Source organism: Paenibacillus sp. 32352 (assembly GCF_002042965.1).
Taxonomy (GTDB): Bacteria; Bacillota; Bacilli; order Paenibacillales; family NBRC-103111; genus Paenibacillus_S; species Paenibacillus_S vulneris.
This window is the reverse complement of sequence record NZ_MZNT01000026.1, coordinates 1-16,148: the sequence shown is the minus strand read 5'-3', so window position 1 is coordinate 16,148 and position 16,148 is coordinate 1. Positions and strand designations below refer to the sequence as shown.

The 16,148-nt window shown below is 50.1% G+C and carries 18 protein-coding genes and 5 tRNA genes; 7 read left to right on the top strand and 16 right to left on the bottom strand.

Translation table 11 applies throughout. From position 1 onward, the window contains the following. Nucleotides 1-177 precede the first annotated feature (177 nt). A complete protein-coding gene (locus B1728_RS35205) occupies nt 178-681 on the top strand; it encodes a hypothetical protein (RefSeq protein WP_079915076.1) in 504 nt (167 codons plus the stop codon). Here B1728_RS35205 and B1728_RS35200 read toward each other — a convergent pair. From B1728_RS35200 to B1728_RS37145, 3 genes are read right to left on the bottom strand one after another with little or no spacing between them, the layout of a single operon-like run. Beyond that, nucleotides 641-1,834: a GNAT family N-acetyltransferase gene (locus B1728_RS35200; protein WP_079915075.1), complete on the bottom strand. Its 1,194-nt coding sequence runs from the start codon at nt 1,832-1,834 to the stop codon at nt 641-643. The genes B1728_RS35205 and B1728_RS35200 overlap by 41 nt on opposite strands. Further along, the gene (locus B1728_RS35195; RefSeq protein ID WP_079915074.1) at nt 1,831-3,108 is read right to left on the bottom strand and encodes an ATP-binding protein; all 1,278 of its coding nucleotides are present in this window, start codon (nt 3,106-3,108) and stop codon (nt 1,831-1,833) included. The genes B1728_RS35200 and B1728_RS35195 overlap by 4 nt, the downstream gene beginning before the upstream one ends. An 18-nt stretch (nt 3,109-3,126) precedes the next feature. Further along, entirely contained in the window at nt 3,127-3,258 is a 132-nt protein-coding gene (locus tag B1728_RS37145) for a hypothetical protein (RefSeq protein ID WP_256865632.1), read from the bottom strand. A gap of 242 nt (nt 3,259-3,500) precedes the next feature. Here B1728_RS37145 and B1728_RS35190 point away from each other — a divergent pair, with 242 nt between their 5' ends. Next, nucleotides 3,501-3,593, top strand: a complete 93-nt coding sequence (locus tag B1728_RS35190) for a sporulation protein YjcZ (RefSeq protein WP_079915073.1) — start codon at nt 3,501-3,503, stop codon at nt 3,591-3,593. Between the two features lie 120 nt (nt 3,594-3,713). On the opposite strand, the gene B1728_RS35185 is transcribed toward B1728_RS35190, so the two are convergent. The 4 genes from B1728_RS35185 to B1728_RS35170 are packed head-to-tail and all read right to left on the bottom strand — an operon-like array spanning nt 3,714 to nt 7,337. After that, the gene (locus B1728_RS35185; RefSeq protein WP_079915072.1) at nt 3,714-4,967 is read right to left on the bottom strand and encodes a molybdopterin molybdotransferase MoeA; all 1,254 of its coding nucleotides are present in this window, start codon (nt 4,965-4,967) and stop codon (nt 3,714-3,716) included. A gap of 7 nt (nt 4,968-4,974) precedes the next feature. Continuing rightward, a complete protein-coding gene (moaA, locus tag B1728_RS35180; RefSeq protein WP_079915071.1) occupies nt 4,975-5,979 on the bottom strand; it encodes a GTP 3',8-cyclase MoaA in 1,005 nt (334 codons plus the stop codon). A 30-nt stretch (nt 5,980-6,009) separates the two neighbouring features. Further along, on the bottom strand, nt 6,010-6,657 hold the full coding sequence (locus B1728_RS35175) for a molybdenum cofactor guanylyltransferase (protein WP_179136330.1): 648 nt from the start codon (nt 6,655-6,657) through the stop codon (nt 6,010-6,012). A 35-nt stretch (nt 6,658-6,692) separates the two neighbouring features. After that, on the bottom strand, nt 6,693-7,337 hold the full coding sequence (locus B1728_RS35170; protein WP_079915069.1) for an MOSC domain-containing protein: 645 nt from the start codon (nt 7,335-7,337) through the stop codon (nt 6,693-6,695). 172 nt (nt 7,338-7,509) lie between these two features. Between B1728_RS35170 and B1728_RS35165 the strand changes: the two genes are divergently transcribed. After that, nucleotides 7,510-8,649: a GerAB/ArcD/ProY family transporter gene (locus B1728_RS35165; protein WP_079915068.1), complete on the top strand. Its 1,140-nt coding sequence runs from the start codon at nt 7,510-7,512 to the stop codon at nt 8,647-8,649. A gap of 6 nt (nt 8,650-8,655) precedes the next feature. Here the strand turns inward: B1728_RS35165 and B1728_RS35160 are convergent, their stop codons facing one another. The 3 genes from B1728_RS35160 to B1728_RS35150 all read right to left on the bottom strand — a co-directional run bounded on the left by B1728_RS35160 (nt 8,656) and on the right by B1728_RS35150 (nt 11,666). After that, nucleotides 8,656-9,966, bottom strand: a complete 1,311-nt coding sequence (locus B1728_RS35160; protein ID WP_079915067.1) for a molybdopterin-dependent oxidoreductase — start codon at nt 9,964-9,966, stop codon at nt 8,656-8,658. A gap of 182 nt (nt 9,967-10,148) precedes the next feature. Continuing rightward, on the bottom strand, nt 10,149-10,955 hold the full coding sequence (locus B1728_RS35155; protein WP_079915091.1) for a pyruvate, water dikinase regulatory protein: 807 nt from the start codon (nt 10,953-10,955) through the stop codon (nt 10,149-10,151). A 57-nt stretch (nt 10,956-11,012) separates the two neighbouring features. Next, entirely contained in the window at nt 11,013-11,666 is a 654-nt protein-coding gene (locus B1728_RS35150; RefSeq protein WP_079915066.1) for a helix-turn-helix transcriptional regulator, read from the bottom strand. Between the two features lie 241 nt (nt 11,667-11,907). Between B1728_RS35150 and glpX the strand changes: the two genes are divergently transcribed. The 3 genes from glpX (at nt 11,908) to B1728_RS35135 (ending at nt 14,900) form a co-directional block, all read left to right on the top strand. Then, entirely contained in the window at nt 11,908-12,879 is a 972-nt protein-coding gene (gene glpX / locus B1728_RS35145; RefSeq protein WP_079915065.1) for a class II fructose-bisphosphatase, read from the top strand. A 74-nt stretch (nt 12,880-12,953) separates the two neighbouring features. Then, nucleotides 12,954-13,763 (top strand): sulfite exporter TauE/SafE family protein, encoded by an 810-nt coding sequence (locus tag B1728_RS35140; RefSeq protein WP_079915090.1) that lies wholly within the window; start codon nt 12,954-12,956, stop codon nt 13,761-13,763. Nucleotides 13,764-13,850: 87 nt separating this feature from the next. Next, nucleotides 13,851-14,900: a polysaccharide deacetylase family protein gene (locus B1728_RS35135; protein WP_079915064.1), complete on the top strand. Its 1,050-nt coding sequence runs from the start codon at nt 13,851-13,853 to the stop codon at nt 14,898-14,900. Between the two features lie 88 nt (nt 14,901-14,988). On the opposite strand, the gene B1728_RS35130 is transcribed toward B1728_RS35135, so the two are convergent. Further along, complete coding sequence (locus tag B1728_RS35130; protein ID WP_079915063.1) at nt 14,989-15,276, bottom strand: alpha/beta-type small acid-soluble spore protein; 288 nt, start codon at nt 15,274-15,276, stop codon at nt 14,989-14,991. A gap of 132 nt (nt 15,277-15,408) precedes the next feature. Between B1728_RS35130 and B1728_RS35125 the strand changes: the two genes are divergently transcribed. Then, the gene (locus tag B1728_RS35125) at nt 15,409-15,630 is read left to right on the top strand and encodes a hypothetical protein (protein ID WP_079915062.1); all 222 of its coding nucleotides are present in this window, start codon (nt 15,409-15,411) and stop codon (nt 15,628-15,630) included. Between the two features lie 85 nt (nt 15,631-15,715). Here B1728_RS35125 and B1728_RS35120 read toward each other — a convergent pair. The 5 genes from B1728_RS35120 to B1728_RS35100 all read right to left on the bottom strand — a co-directional run bounded on the left by B1728_RS35120 (nt 15,716) and on the right by B1728_RS35100 (nt 16,147). After that, nucleotides 15,716-15,795: transfer RNA gene (locus B1728_RS35120), tRNA-Leu, on the bottom strand. 5 nt (nt 15,796-15,800) lie between these two features. Further along, nucleotides 15,801-15,877, bottom strand: a tRNA-Arg gene (locus B1728_RS35115). A 17-nt stretch (nt 15,878-15,894) separates the two neighbouring features. Continuing rightward, nucleotides 15,895-15,983, bottom strand: a tRNA-Leu gene (locus B1728_RS35110). Between the two features lie 9 nt (nt 15,984-15,992). After that, nucleotides 15,993-16,066 (bottom strand) — tRNA-Cys (locus B1728_RS35105). A gap of 6 nt (nt 16,067-16,072) precedes the next feature. Continuing rightward, nucleotides 16,073-16,147: transfer RNA gene (locus tag B1728_RS35100), tRNA-Gly, on the bottom strand. Nucleotide 16,148 lies beyond the last annotated feature (1 nt).

Genomic DNA, 16,148 nt, shown 5'->3' with positions numbered 1-16,148 from the left:
GTTCTTTCGCCTTTTCCCAAAACGGACCTGCGTCGGTTTTTGCTCCTAGACCAAAGTCGGGGGGACCTTCGGACCTTAGTCAAAGCCACGAAAACGCCGGGAGAAATCTGCAGGGATGAACTCTCGTTTTCTGTGTCATACTAGGTTTACTACCTTATGAGAACGGAGAGATCCTTTGTGAAAAGACGAAGCGCTTTCATTCATCACGTTACACTTATTTCGCGTACCCTTCTCTTGGCCTGCCTGCTGTGGACGCTATCCTTTGCTTCCGTTTATGCGGAGCCGCAGCCTCCCGTTCAAGTCTTTGATGTGAAAAAGGAGCAGGTCGTTGCAACGCTGCCCAACACGTCTGCCTTCCGCGAGCAAGCGGCAAGCTGGCTGAAGGCGGTACAGAGACTGTCGGGAAGAGCGCGTGTCGAAGCCGAATCCGGCATCGTCGTGCACATCCCGCTTCAGCCTCCCCTCCCCGTGAAGCACAGCTGGCTCACGATGAACGCCGCGGACCTGTACCTTTTTGTAGACCCGGAACAAAAAGAAAGCCCCCATCTGCTCGTATTCAGCAGTGAGGGCAAGCCATACGTATTCGATTGTCCAAGCGACCCGGACTCCTTTTTGAAGCAGCACGGTCTGCTTGAATTGGCTAAAAAAAGTCAGGCAAATATGTCTGACCCTCCGGAATGATCGCTTCCAAAAGCGCAACCGCTTCCCGGTCTCCTTCCAAATGGTCGACATCATGCAGGAACGTTGGCCGCTGATATCCCATGAACATGGCAGCCAGCGTTCCGATTCCACAGGACACGGCAGGTACTCCGGAATCGGCTTCCTGCACCTTATTTATACGGACTCCACCGTCCGGGGAAAGCTCCAGCAGAAACTCCCCGTCATTCCATTCCGCATGAGCATCCGAGATCCTGAGTCTTAACCTCCGGATGTCGCTTTCTAAAGCCGCGGGCACAAACGGGAACTGCTCCATAAACGACTTCACATCGACGATTCTAGCCATAAAATAAGGGATCACTTCCTGTTTGATACGAGGATTGTCCAATAGGAAGGACATAGCATCATTTGCCGGGACGCTTATCGTCACCTTCTCTATCATCGAGTCGTGATCAGCAATAAAGCGCCATAATCCTTTCCAGGCTTCCCGGTGGAGATAGACCAGCTCATGGATGCGGCAAATTTGCTGCTTTACCTCGTAATGAACATAGCCGGACGGTTCGCCGGAGCCGTCGTAATAGACCGCTACAGTCCCTTTTTTGCCATCGAGAATCCGGTGATTCCACCAGCCTTCGTCACGGTCCAGCGTACCGTTATATCCCTTAGCATATTGCTGATAAATGGCATTAAGGAGCTCAGTTTCCCTGCGGACCCTTACGATCCGGCCCGGTTGATGAGGAAGCTTGGGCAGAAGCGCAGTCGGAATTTCGTATTTTTTCGTTTCCGTATAGGTCTCCCACCCAAACTTCCGGTAAAAAGCGAATTGAAACGGATGCAGGAAAGAAAGAGACTGTCCTTGCTCGCGCATTACATTCAATGCATTGGATAGCAATGCGGATACCAAGCCGCCTCTTCGGTATTCCGGCCATGTAGCTACCGACGCAATGCCGCCCATAGCGAAGCGTTTGCCGTACAGCCAGACGTGCAGATCTATTACGGTCATACGGGCGGCTAAATTTCCTTCCACGTAAGCTCCCCAGCATTCTTTTTCTTTTAATAGTGATAGCTTTTTGGCGCGTTCCTCCTTAGGGACCTCGTATTGAAATGCGAATTCCGATAAGGACAAGCTGTCCTCGAATTGCTCCTTGGGAATATGACGAATAATAAATTGCTTCATGACGTTTCCTCCATCTTCTTTTGGAACGATAACGGCAGACGAATTGTAACGGTCGTGCCTTTTCCCTTCTCGCTTTGCAGCTGAAGCATTCCATTAGCCGCTTCTATGATTTTATAGCAAATCATGATCCCTATTCCCGTTCCCTTCGTTTTGGTGGAATAAAAGAGGGACCCCAGCCGCTTTAATTCCTCCTCCGACATGCCGATTCCTTCATCCAGAATGCGAATGACGGCATGATCATTTTCCCGGTACAGCTCCAGCTGAAGCCTTCCGCCATCCGGCATAGCCTCTATCCCGTTTTTAAGCAGATTGACCATTAGCTGCCTTAGCTTTTTACGATCGAAATAAATGGCGAGCGAGGTTTGACAACAGGTTCTTATTTCCACCTGATTCATATTCGCATAGGGCTTCACGTCGTCAATGGCATGGGACATTTGCTCGCTTAACTCCAGCTTCTCCCACTCTGCATTCTGTGGCTTGGCGAAGGACAGGTAGTCGCTCAGAATAGTCTCGGCTCTGTCGAGCTCCTCGAGGATGAGCGGCGCGTAATCATTAAAACGCTTTAATGCAGCACCGTGAGAGTTCATCAGCTGCATAAACCCGCGTACCACCGTCATTGGATTGCGGATTTCATGGGCAACCGAGGCAGCGAGCTCCCCTATCATCTGCATTTTCTCCTTCTGCTGTATTTCCGCCTTCGCGATCGAATTTTCATGCATTTTCTCAATAAAATAAATAGTCGAAAACGCGCATGCCGCTTGAAGTAAACCGAACAGAAGCATGTGGCGGATCGTTTGAATACTCCAGAGGCCTGTATCGGCCGCAAGCCAATAAGTCAAGCAAAGCATCAGCTCTCCGACAATCCCGGCAAGAATGGGCCCGATCCACAGCCTTTTTCTAAACGGCAGCAGCCGATAGGTTCGACCGGTATACGATAAGGTCATCCATCCCATCATTGCGAACAGGATCGCAGGCCACAGCCCGCCCTCGCCCTGCATTGCGCAGATGATAACGGTAATTGCTCCTAGTACCCAGCCCGCAAGCATGCCGCCGTACAGATTACCAATGAGCAGCAGGACGCCTCTCAGATCGAATGCAAACTTCTGCGAAAGATGCATGGGAAACGACATGCAGCCGGCCAATCCTATGACAAGCACCGCCGTCAGCACCGGCTTATCCAGCTTTGCTTTATGGTTCAGCCTATCTAACCACAGCACCTGATACAAAAAGATACATGCCCATATGATCAGCACGTTCAACAAAAGATGACTCAAGTCGTTAACAGGCCCCCTTTATTTTTCGGCAAGTGTGACCGCCCTGATCATTTCAATGGTTTTCCCTAATTTCCCCAGATGCTTATCTTCCGTTAAGCCCAGTTCATTGATACGGTTCCATTCTTTTTTGAATATCAGCCTCTTTCTCATGATGGTTGATTCCATTAATGTATTCAGAGTACAGTATATGGACATATTACCATTATGAGGCTGAAAACACTATCATAAAATAGGTATTATTTCCGGTTTTTTCCGTTTTCTTTTGTTATCCTTTGTCGAATCGAGAAATTATATAAGACAAGCCCTTTTTATCCACAAACGGGCAAAGTACCCAATCAGCATTCATCTCCACGACATATGGTATATCAAGTCTTCTGAAAGGGGGATGTCGAATGAGCGGTGTTGGCGGAGTTTTCACAAGCACAGGTGTTATCCTTGTATTGTTCATCCTGCTGGTTATTGTTACTCGCGGTGTATTGTATTAATGAACCCAGAACAGGCGGATCGCTAGAGGCAATCAGCTGAACATCCCTTCTGTCTCAACAAACAAACCCCCGATAAGGTGCCGTCGCACTTTATCGGGGGTTTCCCTTTTGATCCACTTATTAACCTATGATCGGTTTCCCGGCAAGCATAAGGACCTTTACCTTTTCCCCTTCCGCTGCGCCTCTTCCCCCGGCTGGAATACAGATCAAGCAATCCGTATCCTTGATGGATACCATAATGCTGGATTTGTCTTGGCCTGCCGGCCGAACTCCGATCATTCCCTTACGCAGCTCCAGAGAGCCGCGGACATAGCGCGGATATGCGGAGCCTTTGGAATAGTCCGTCATCAGTCTGGCCTCTATTTCATGATGATATAGGGACGTGCAGCCCAATAAACCGCGCAGGAACGGCCGGGCAAAAAGCTCGAATCCGACAAAGCACGCTCCGGGATTCCCGGAAAGAGCTAACAGCAGCTTATTCCTCCATACACCGGCAGAAGTCGGACTTCCGGGCCGCATAGCTACTTTGTTAAAAAGCAGCTGCCCATCCCATCGTTCAAACAGATCCACCAACACATCCTTATCGCCAACCGAGACTCCGCCTGTCGTCAGAATCAAATCAACCTGATCCGCCAGGGCCAGGAGCTCTCGTTCGACTATCGCCGGATCATCTGGCATAATCGGCATAATGAAAGGCTCTCCGCCTGCCTCCCGAACTTGATAGGCCAGCATATAGCTATTGCTGTTGCGGATTTTGCCAGGTTCAAGCGGCATGTCCACATCCAGCAGCTCCGAGCCCGTAGAGAATATCGCCACTCGAGGCTTGCGGAAGACGGGGACGCTGGAGTAGCCGAAGGAGGCCAATACGGCGGTCTCTCCCGCTCCTATTGCTTGACCTGCATGCAAAAGCAATGTCCCCTGCGATACCTCTTGTCCTACCGGGGTGATATTCTCCCCCTCCATCATCCTTTTGCGTAGGTGAACCTGCTGTTCCCGTGCCTCCGTCATCTCGAGCATAATCACGGCATCGGCCCCTTCCGGGACCACGGCACCCGTCATAATTCGGGCGGCCTGGCCCGGCAGAACGCTCCTTTCGGGCACGTCGCCGCTAAATATTCGTTCTACGACCTCCAACGCTATCGGGTTGTCCGGGGAAGCCTCCGTACTATCGGAGGCATGGACGGCATAACCGTCTACACCCGAACGTCGAAAGTGCGGTATCGGCTGCTCCGCCGATACAGCTGCGGCCAGTCGCCGCCCGAAGCTCTGGGCCAAGGGCACTTCCTCGATTTCCAGATGTTTGACCCATTGAAGTACAGCCTGTTGGGCCTCGAGAACGGAAATTGCTTTTCGGTGGAACCTTAATCCGGACACGTCGGCTTTACCCTCCTATCTGCGACATTCTTCGCAGCGTAGGAATGTGGCTTTGCTGTTCATTGAGCAGCGCTTTGGCCATTTCATGGCTTTCAGGCTTCACATTCAACGCTTTGAGGAATAGATCTGCCAGAGCTTGATCGTCGCCGATGTATCTTCTCACATTAAATTCATCGGACCAATACAGACAAGGCTTAATATTCCCATCCGAGGTAAGACGGAGACGATTGCACGTCTCGCAGAAATGATCGCTCACCGGATGGATCAGGCCAAACGTACCTAATGCCCCCTCAATTTTAAAGTTTTGAGACGGCCCGTTGCCGTAGATTTCACCATAAGGCTGTACCGGCCAGCCTCGTGCCGCACAACGGTCGGTGACCGTGCTTAACGGAACATATTTGCTTTTCCATCCCTCATCGTCATGGCCTATAGGCATATATTCAATAAATCGAACCTGGATTTTCCGATCGATAGTCATCTGCAAGAAATCGTCAATCTCGTCGTCATTCAACCCCTTCATCAATACAACATTCAGCTTGATAGGGTCCAGTCCTACGCGATAAGCTGCATCTATCGCTTCCAATACCCGCTTGATATCCCCGCCGCGGGTGATTAACGAGAAACGATCCGACCTGAGCGAATCCAGGCTGATATTGATCCGTGTCAAGCCTGCGGCGCGAAGCTGCTCGGCTTTAGAGGCAAAGAAGATTCCGTTCGTCGTCAAAGCAATATCCTCAATGCCGTCAATGGCGGATAATCTGGCAATGAGCTGCTCGATATTTTTTCTAACGAGCGGTTCCCCCCCGGTAATGCGAAGCTTTCTCAGCCCAAGAGCCGCCAGTACGCGTACAACCTCGACAATTTCATCAAAGGTGAGCAGCCGTTCATCCGGCTCGAACTGCATTCCTTCCTCAGGCATGCAGTAGACACACCGAAGATTACAACGATCCGTGACCGAAATGCGTAAATAATCGTGAACACGTCCGAAACGATCCGTTAAAATGACGGACATCTCAGCTCACCTCCGCTTTCCGAGTTAAACTTAATATGTGTCTGTTCTTAATCTTAGAAGCTGTTCATATTGGGCCGGTTCGTTGATATTTAACGCAAAATCGGCAGCTATGCCCTTTCTCGCGAAAAAATGTTCGTCCGTTTCCCTGTAATGCAGCCGTTGCAGCAATTCCATAACCTTATATTGAGCGGTTTCGAGCATGTCGTCAACGATTTCTCTGCAGCTCCTTATCCGGTAAACCGCATGAAGAGGTTGGATTTTGCCATGCAGCACAGGTACGACGGCATCCCAATGCTGTTCCGCTAGGTCCAGCTCCTCCATCATAGCACTGGCAGCTGCACCGGAAACATGAGGCATGTCACAAGCGACAACCCACATCGCCTCGCCCTGTGCCGACTGTATCGCAGCTTGCATGCCGGCGAGCGGGCCCATGCCCGGATGCTGGTCGGGAACAATCCGGATGCTGCCGGAATCCGCTTCCTGAACCAGCTTCTCGAATGGGGCGGTATCGTTCGCGATGATCAGAATCTCTCCGCATACCTTGCCCAGCTCATCAAGCTGACGCTCTACAAAGGACCGCCCCTGAAGCTTAAGCATTGCTTTCGGCTGACCGCCCATCCGGCGGTTCTGGCCGCCGGCCAATATAACGCCCGTCAGCCTCTTCTTCCTCCCGTCCAAAGGCATCCCTCCATCATAACTGATTGGCGTCCTGCCTAGCCTTCTGCCGAGTCCAGTCTTTTTTGGAAAGATGCTCTCCAGCTCTCCGATAAAGCATCGATTTCCAACAAGGCTCGAATCCTGGCCCAATCGCTTTTATCATGATATTTCACACGGTTGGCTTCCATTATCGTCACGGCTGATGAATGGCGGTCGACAAGCTTAATTCTTTGACCTTTCTCGACAAGCCCCTCCTTCAGAACGCGAAAGTAGTAGCCCGTGTAGCCTGTATTTTGAAACATCAGTGGCAGCTCCGGCTCATCGTATTTTTTGCCTAGCTTAAAGCAAGGTTGTCTCGGCTGGCTGATTTGCACAAGCGCCTCTCCTACCTCGAAGATGTCGCCGATATGGACCTCGGACTCGACCATCCCGGAGACGGTGAAATTTTCGCCGAAAGCCCCGAAGGACAAGGGACGTCCCAGCTTTTGACTCCAAAAATCAAAATGCTCCGAACAATAAACGCAGACCGCCTTATCCTTCCCGCCGTGGTTAATCAGATCCGCCTGTCCGTCGCCCTGAAGCTGAATAGATGACAAATAGACAGGGCCCTCTACGGGCTTCTTGTAAATACCAGTCTCCAGCGGCTTCCCCATATATTCGATCACAATAGGTTTTCCTACATTTAACGACAACAGCTGCATACCGTAAATCTCCTCTCCGTGCCAACCCTTATGCCTCAAAAACAAATATTTTCTTACTACTATAAATGAAAATGCTTCTCATCGCTATACATTCCTTCACGGTTCCCGTTTAATGCCACTCAGGTAGGGATAAAATAGGAAGAAGAATATATTTTATGGAGGGGCTTGCAGCATGATTGAGAAGGGGAGAATCTCCTCATTCCAGATGGCGATCGTCATGTATCCTACCATCATATCCACATCCCTACTCTCCGTTCCCTCTATTACCGCTAAATACGCAGATAAAGATTTATGGATAGCCCCTATTTGGGCTTCGTTGGTCGGCTTCCTGCTCGTTTATGTCCTGTTTCGGCTTCACAAGCTATATCCGGGTCAAACCTTCATGGAATACAGCGTCTCCATCCTCGGGATCACCATGGGAAAGCTGCTGGGATTCATCTATATCGTCTTTTACTTCATCAATGTCGGAATCATGATTAGAGAGTACGGCGAATTTATCATGGACGCCTTTTTGCGGCAGACCCCGATCATCGTCGTCATGAGCAGCATGGTCATCGTATGCGCGTTTGCCGTTCGCAGCGGACTGGAAGTGCTGGGCCGGGTGGCTCAATTCTTCGTCCCGATCGTGGTCATTCTGCTATTTCTTATTTTTTCCTTGGCCATGCCGGACCTTGATGCGAAGAATATGCTGCCTATATTTGAACACGGCATTACGCCTTCCCTCAAGGCGGCTGTCCCGACACAAACCTGGTTCAGCGAATTTTTCGATGTTGCTCTGCTGATCCCCTTTTTGTCCGACCGCGAAAAAGGCTTGAAGTGGGGGATGATTTCCGTATTGGCTGTTATGATATCTATGGTGCTTTGCGGCATCATCAGCTTACTGCTGCTTGGAGACATTGTTGGCAGCTTCAGCTATCCTGTTATGCTGGCAGCTCGTTACATCAGCCTGGCTGACTTCCTGGAGCATTTGGAAGCCACGGCTATGGCCGTCTGGGTGCTCGCGATGTTTATCAAAATTTCACTTGTCTATTATGTGCTGGTCTTAATGGTCAGCCAGTGGTTTCAGCTGCCGGGCTACCGTTCGATTGTCTTTACAGTCGGCTATATGCTGGTTGTATACAGCAAGTGGGTCGCTTCCAGCCGGGAAGTGTTGAACCATATGCTGTCAACATCCCTTGTTTTCTTCTATACCACCATTCAGGTGGTCATTCCCGTTCTGCTGCTCATGATTGCCCTTGTCCGTAAGAAATGGGGCAAGCCCAAAGAACCGGTCAACGGGTTGGGGACTACGGCAGCGTCAGAGAAAAGCTAAGCATGCTCAGGATAGTCTATTTTTGCTGACCCAGGCGTCATTGTCATAACCGCGTACCTCCCAATAACCCATATGCTCCTTATCGATCAGCTCGATAGCCTGGAGCCATTTTACCGATTTATAAGCATACATTTGTGGAACAATCAGGCGAACCGGGCCTCCCAGCTTTTGTGGAATCGGCTTTCCGTCCATAAGCACGGCTACCATGACATCCTCCATGCGCGCCTGCTCCAATGACAGGCAATCCGTGTATACTTTGTCTCCCGAATACATTTTCACAAAGCGCCCCGTGCTCTTGACATTCACCATGTCGAGCAGCTGGGACAGAGGGATGCCTTCCCAGGTAACTTTATAGACGGACCAGCCGGTTACACAGTGAAAATCGCTGACCTGCACTTTCCGCTTAAGCTTCAGAAGCTCTTCCCAGCTCCAGGATTGGGGCTTCTCCACTAATCCCGCTACCGTGAAGCTCCAATGATCGCTAGAGAAGGCGGGGATTTCTGTGACGGTATAGATTCTGAATTGGCCTTGGCCGCCGCCTCCAAGCGGAGGATTCGATTCAGGCAGTGCCTCCGGCACCGGGAGCATCCGATTCGCATCCTCTCCTGCCAGCTTCTCCAGCTCCGTTCCTTCGTTATCCGCTGCGGTCTTGATCCAACGGTAAAAGGACGGTCCTACCCCGAATACAACGGCCAAACCGACAAGCCATCGGATAAAAGCGGAGCGTGAAATGGGCGCCTTCTGCCAATATCGGATTCGCTCCTGAGGATCATCCGCCGCGGCTCCAGCACTCCCCGTTCCCGTGGAAGCTGCTCCGTCTTGCAAGTTCGCGCTGATGGCCTCCCGCTTCTCCTCGCGCTTCATTGCCTTCAACCACCGGCTCCTTGAGATGGAGTGATAGATTGCATAGGGAATGCCTATCCATGTAAACAGGTCATGCAGAACAAGCGCCGTATTGCTCCATACAGGAGAGAGGCTTCGGAACTGCCACAGCAGGATCCCCGTCACACTCCATCCGGCAAGCAAAAGGAGTACGATGAATAAATTCCAGCGCTGATTTATTTTTTGCGAGATTTGCTTCCAATGTTTTGGAATATGGCGCAAATACATCAAAATAATAACGATGGATAGAAGGCCTAACCCAATATGTAACTGCTTAAGAAATACTCGAAAAGCTCCCAAATCTCCCCGGATCGAGGGAATATACAGGATAATCCCCGTTATGGCCAGTAACACGATCAGCCATGCATTCCAGGCATGAAGCCGTTTCAGCTTTTTTCCGAACGGTTCCTTCAACCAGCTTCTCCAAGCATCCATCTTCGCACTCTCCTTATTTAGAGACGCATCCGGCTCCTTTTTTACTTCTATTTTCCTATTGTAGCATATCGCTCTCCGGCATCTAAGAGGTCCGGCAAGTCTCCATGGCAAAATAACGAAAAAAGCATGAACCTGCGCCATCGGCGTATGCTGCATGCTTTCCTTTGGATATTCGAGTTTTTTTATTGTTTATAACTCATAATGATGCCCGCCGTCTCCTCGATCGCCTTATCGGTTACATTGATGATCGGGCACCCTACCTGTTTCATCAGCTTTTGCGCATAATCCAGTTCTTCCATAATACGCTCCATCGCCGCATATTTTGCCCCAAACGGCAGACCGACGGCTCTCAGACGTTCCGTACGGATCTTCAACAGCTTGTCCGCATCCATAATAAGGCCGACAATCCGGTTGCCCGGCAGCAGGAATAGCTCCTTAGGCGGCTTTACTTCAGGCACAAGCGGCAGGTTGGATACTTTGAGTCCCTTATGCGCCAAAAAGATGCTGAGCGGCGTCTTCGACGTGCGTGAAACGCCAATCAGGACGATATCCGCCTTTAACAGGGAGCTCGTGTCTCTGCCGTCATCGCATTTTACGGCAAACTCAATCGCATCCACCCGTTTGAAATAGTCGTCATCCAGCTCATGCAGCAGTCCCGGCTTACGCTTGGGAGAATCGTTGAACGTATCGATGAACGCCTGCATCATCGGCCCCATGATATCTACGGCACGAACTCCCAGGCGGATCGCTTCCTCCCTCATCATTTCGCGAAGCTCCGGCTGAACGAGCGTATAAGCGACAAAGCCGCCGCGTTTGGCAGCCTCCTCCATAATCGCGCGAATTTCATCCTCATGTTTTATGTGACCGATTCGCTTGGTCTTAACCTGCTGGGCATCAAATTGCCGCATGGTCGCCTTGACTACCGCTTCAGCGGTCTCCCCAACCGAGTCGGAGCAAATCGTGATCTCATAATGCTGGTCGTCTTTCATCATCCGGTTCTTCTCCTTTATTATTGTCTCACACGTTTCCATCCATTTTCCGTATCCTCACGGCTCGGTCGCCAGCTCCAGCAGCAGCTGCGTCATGATCGTTTTGGTGACCCGGCCTACTACATCCCATCTGGACCGGCCATGCGTCGTATCCTGCTTGGATTTAACAACCACCGGAAGGCTATCCACCTGATGGAGAATCATTTTACGGGCTGCGTCAATCACCGTATCTTCGGGGCTAACGTGAACCACGTTCGGCTCCCGGGTCATGACCATACTAACCGGCATGGATGCGGCGGCGGTATTGCCAAGTGTAAACTTTAACAAGTCTTTTCGGGAAATGACGCCGGATAAACAGCTTTCCTCGTCGACGACGATCAAGCTCCCCACATTTTCCATAAAAAGCGAGACGACCGCATCATGAACGGACGCATTCTCCCTTACGATGACGGGCATGGACTGTACATCTTTTACTTTTAGTGACTGAAGCCTGCGGGAAGCCTGACTTCCCGAGGACATTGCGGAGCCCGGAGAATAACCTACTTTTGGCTTCGCATCGACGTAACCGAGCATAACAAGCAATGCCAAGTCGGAGCGGAGGGTAGGCCGGCTTAGTCCAAGCATTTCCGCTATCTGCTCGCCCGTAATCGGCGCATGCTGTTTAACCAATTCTACGATTTGTAATTGGCGGGCTGTCAGTTCGATGTTCATAACCTCCTGTCTTCATTTCGAGCATGTCATATTACATGCATTGTACCAAATATTGAGCTGAACTTATATATAAATACATTTATATCTCATAATAAGCTCAAAACGACCGAATGGTTAAGCAAAAAAGAAAATATATTGCACGTTTTATCACTAATTATTATACTATATTTATCAATCATTGTATCCTATTTAAACTACAGATGATACGCTAGAAAAAAAATCGGATTTGGGGGCTATGTACATGGAAAGAGAACTGGCACTGGAAATTGTTCGCGTCACCGAGCTTGCAGCCTTGTCTGCAGCACAATGGATGGGCCGCGGCGACAAAATTCAAGCGGACGGAGCTGCTACCTCCGCCATGCGGACGATGTTCGATTCCGTTTCCGTTCAAGGCACGGTCGTCATTGGGGAAGGCGAGATGGATGAAGCCCCTATGCTGTATATCGGTGAGAAGGTCGGTAACGGTCAGGGCCCGGAGGTCGACGTTGCGGTCGATCCGCTGGAGGGCACGGAGCTTGTGGCCAAAGGGCTGAATAATGCCTTGGCGGTAATTGCTATTGCAAATAAAGGCTGCTTGCTGCATGCCCCCGACATGTATATGGAAAAGCTGGCCGTAGGTCCGGCATTGGCAGGGAAGCTGCATCTTAGCGATCCGCTTGAACTGACGCTTCAAAAAGCGGCCGAACATCTGGATAAGCCTTTAAGCAACCTGACCGTCATGATTCTCGATCGGGAACGCCATCAAGAAATGATTCAAACTCTTCGCCGCGTCGGAGTACGTATCAAGCTGCTTAGCGATGGCGATGTAGCCGGTGCTATGGCCCCGGCTTTGTCCGAGTCCGGCATTGATCTATATGTAGGCTCCGGAGGCGCTCCAGAAGGCGTTCTGGCTGCTGCTGCCCTTTGCTGCCTCGGTGGAGAGCTTCAGGGAAGACTCATGCCGTCTAACGATGAAGAGTTCAAGCGTTGTCTTGATATGGGAATGGACGATCCTTTAAAGCTGTTGACCATGAAGGATATGGTCGGTACAGAGGATGTTATTTTTGCGGCTACAGGCATTACCCCTGGAGAATTTCTTGGCGGTGTTCAATATTTGTCCAATCAGCGTGCGGAGACTCATTCCATCGTTATGCGTGCCCGAACCAAGACCGTTCGATTTATTCGCTCCATTCATTATTTACCTAATAAACCTCAGATTGTGACTTCATTATAAAGATATATACAGCCCATCTTCTCTTGTATGGTACAATTAAGGACACAAAACATAAATGCGGGAGAAGATTAATGATGGAAATCTTATTTTACACTGCTGTAGGCTTGCTTGCAGCTACATTCGGGAGCCTGGTAGGCTTGGGCGGGGGCGTAATTATCGTCCCGGCTCTGGTGTACCTGGGTCCTGTTTTTGTTGGCCAGCCCATATCGGTCGCAACGGCTGTAGGGACTTCGTTGGCCGTCCTTATTTTCACAGCATTCTCCTCGACCTTGACCTTTTTCAAACAGAAACGGGTGGATTTCAAAAGCGGCTGGCTGTATTTCATTACCTGCGGTCCCGGTGCCATGCTTGGCTCCTATACGACCCAATTTGTTGACGCCAAATCGTTTCAGCTAAGCTTTGGCATCTTCATGCTTTGCATGGCTACTCTCCTTGTCTTGCGAGACTATATGAAGCCATTGAATATCCGCTGGCGCATTCAAAGGTCGTTTACCGACTCTCAGGGCCAGGTCCATGAATATGGCTACGGGATCGTCCCTGCTCTGATTATCGGATTGGCTGTCGGCTTTATCTCCGGCCTGTTCGGTATTGGAGGGGGCTCCTTGTTCGTACCGGCAATGGTCATTATTTTCCGTTATCCGCCGCATATAGCCACTGCCACTTCCATGTTCGTCATTTTCCTATCCTCTATTATGGGCTCCTTCACTCATCTAAGCTTGGGGGAAATTGACGGCTGGATGGTGCTGGGTCTAGCACCAAGCGCGCTGATTGGCGGTTGGCTCGGGGCCAAGATCGCAAGCAAGCTCAGCAGCAAAAAGCTGCTATGGGTCCTGCGAGTTACTTTCTTTATCGTCGCCATCAAAATGATATGGGAAGGAATATAACGGGAGCATAAACGGAATTTCTTGCTGAGGATAATCTCTCCCCCTTTCGCGAAAACTAACGGCAACTTTGTGCAAGGGGGAGCCTATATGAAACCAGTTTTGTTCAAAACGACCTTATTTGTATCCATAGCTTCTTTGTGTTTATCGGGATGTATGGTTCAGGAGGAGAAATCGGTTCCCAATCCGATCGTACATACTTCCGATCCTCTGCAGAATCAACCGGATTTGACGCATAAGCTCTCGGTATCCGCAGCTCCAACGCCTGTGCCGCCAAAAGCAGCCACCGATCCGCAGAAGGCAGTACAGCAGTCACCCTCACCTACGCCGGAGGCCCAGCCTGTGCCTCAAGCTCAGCAACCGGTCCAACAGCCGTCTCAGCAGTCGACACCGGCACCCCAAAAAATAAATAAAAAAATCCCAAAACAAGCTGAGGGAGCTCCTGCTTCCACCGCGTCTAAAAAATCCGTATCCGCAAATCGTCTTACCTTAAGCCAGCTTGTCAAAAAGTATCCTGACCTCCTGTTATTAAAAGGGTCGCCGAATTCCAAGCAAGTAGCACTTACCTTTGATGACGCGCCTGATACCCGGTATACGATTCAAGTCTTGGATATCTTGAAACAATATAATGTCAAAGCGACATTTTTTGTAGTCGGGCGGCTTGCCGAGAAGCACCCGTCCGTTGTTAAGCGAATGCATAGGGAAGGCCATGTTATTGGCAACCATACCTATAATCATGCTTTGTTAACCAAGCTAACGGACGAGCAATTTCAAAATCAAATAGCCAAAACGCAAAAAGTCGTTAAAAATGCCGTCGGCTACACACCGAGACTCATCCGCCCTCCTTACGGAGAAATAACCGAAAGCCAATTGCTGTGGGCATCCAAACATCATTATAAAATCGTGAACTGGAATGTCGACTCCCGTGATTGGAAGCAGCTGAGCCAGGCCGAGGTGACAGCCAACGTTTTAAATCATGTCGGGGCCGGATCCATTATTTTGCAGCATTCCGGTGGCGGGCCTAACCAGAACCTCTCAGGTACCGTCTCAGCGCTTCCGACGATCATCGAATCCCTTCAATCCAAGGGGTATCGATTAGTTACACTGCCAGAGCTGCTTAAAGTATCTAAACAGCTGTAATCCATCACTTTGCACATAAAAAACAGCCTTCAGACTCCTATAAGGAAACTGAAGGCTGTTATTATAAGCTTAAGACCAGCGGGAACGGCTACTTACGATCGTCCAGCAGCTTTTGCTGTGCCATACGTATCATCTCTTTCACCATGGAACCTCCTATACGGCCGCCAATCTTGCCCGCCTGCTCCGTCGTTAAACGTCCGTTACCACCATCCGAAAGAGGAATGCCCAATGTTTTGGCCACCTCATATTTAACCTCTTCCGGCTTATTCATATTCACCGGGAAGCCTTCCCTACGCATGACTTCGCCTTTAAATTGCTCCATTCCTTGGGAAGCCTGAGGAACCAATAACCTGTTGTTGCTCCTTCTTCTTGCCATATCGCTTCTCCTTTCTGTTGTTGGTATGTATAGAATAAGCCTAAACAAGCGGTACTATACTTACATAAAATAAAGATCAGCCGCCAACAATAAATAAGCCTGGATTAATGCGTCAAGGAGGAGAAAGCTGACATGAGCCATCTATCAGAAATTATTGATAACCATACGAACCTGGACGGGTTATTCGCTATTATCAAGCATTATGGCGCTAGTGCTGAATTTGTTACGGATGCCCTTGTCCAACGTTTCGAGCAAATTCAAAAGGAAGATAGTAGCGCGGCGAATACGGAAGAGGAAAAAGCATACTGCGAGGAAATTCTAGACTCCTTGAATCAGTACTTTGCACGTCTGTAGAGGAATGACGAACTGCATTGAAGATTTCTCGTATTTTAAAAATATAAAAAGACCATCAGATACAATATCTAATGGTCTTTTTATATGCCGGTGAAGGGACTCGAACCCCCACGGTTTCCCTCACGATTTTGAGTCGCGCGCGTCTGCCAATTCCGCCACACCGGCTAGTATGGCGTGCCCTGAGAGATTCGAACTCCCGACCTTTTGATTCGTAGTCAAACGCTCTATCCAGCTGAGCTAAGGGCACATATATGAAATTATAGCTGGTGCCGAAGACCAGACTTGAACTGGTACGGTAGTCACCTACCGCAGGATTTTAAGTCCTGTGCGTCTGCCGATTCCGCCACTCCGGCGTAAAAGAATGGAGGCGCCACCCAGACTCGAACTGGGGGTAAAGCTTTTGCAGAGCTCTGCCTTACCACTTGGCTATGGCGCCTCATTATGGAGCGGAAGACGGGAATCGAACCCGCGACCCTCGCCTTGGCAAGGCGATGCTCTACCGCTGAGCCACTTCCGCA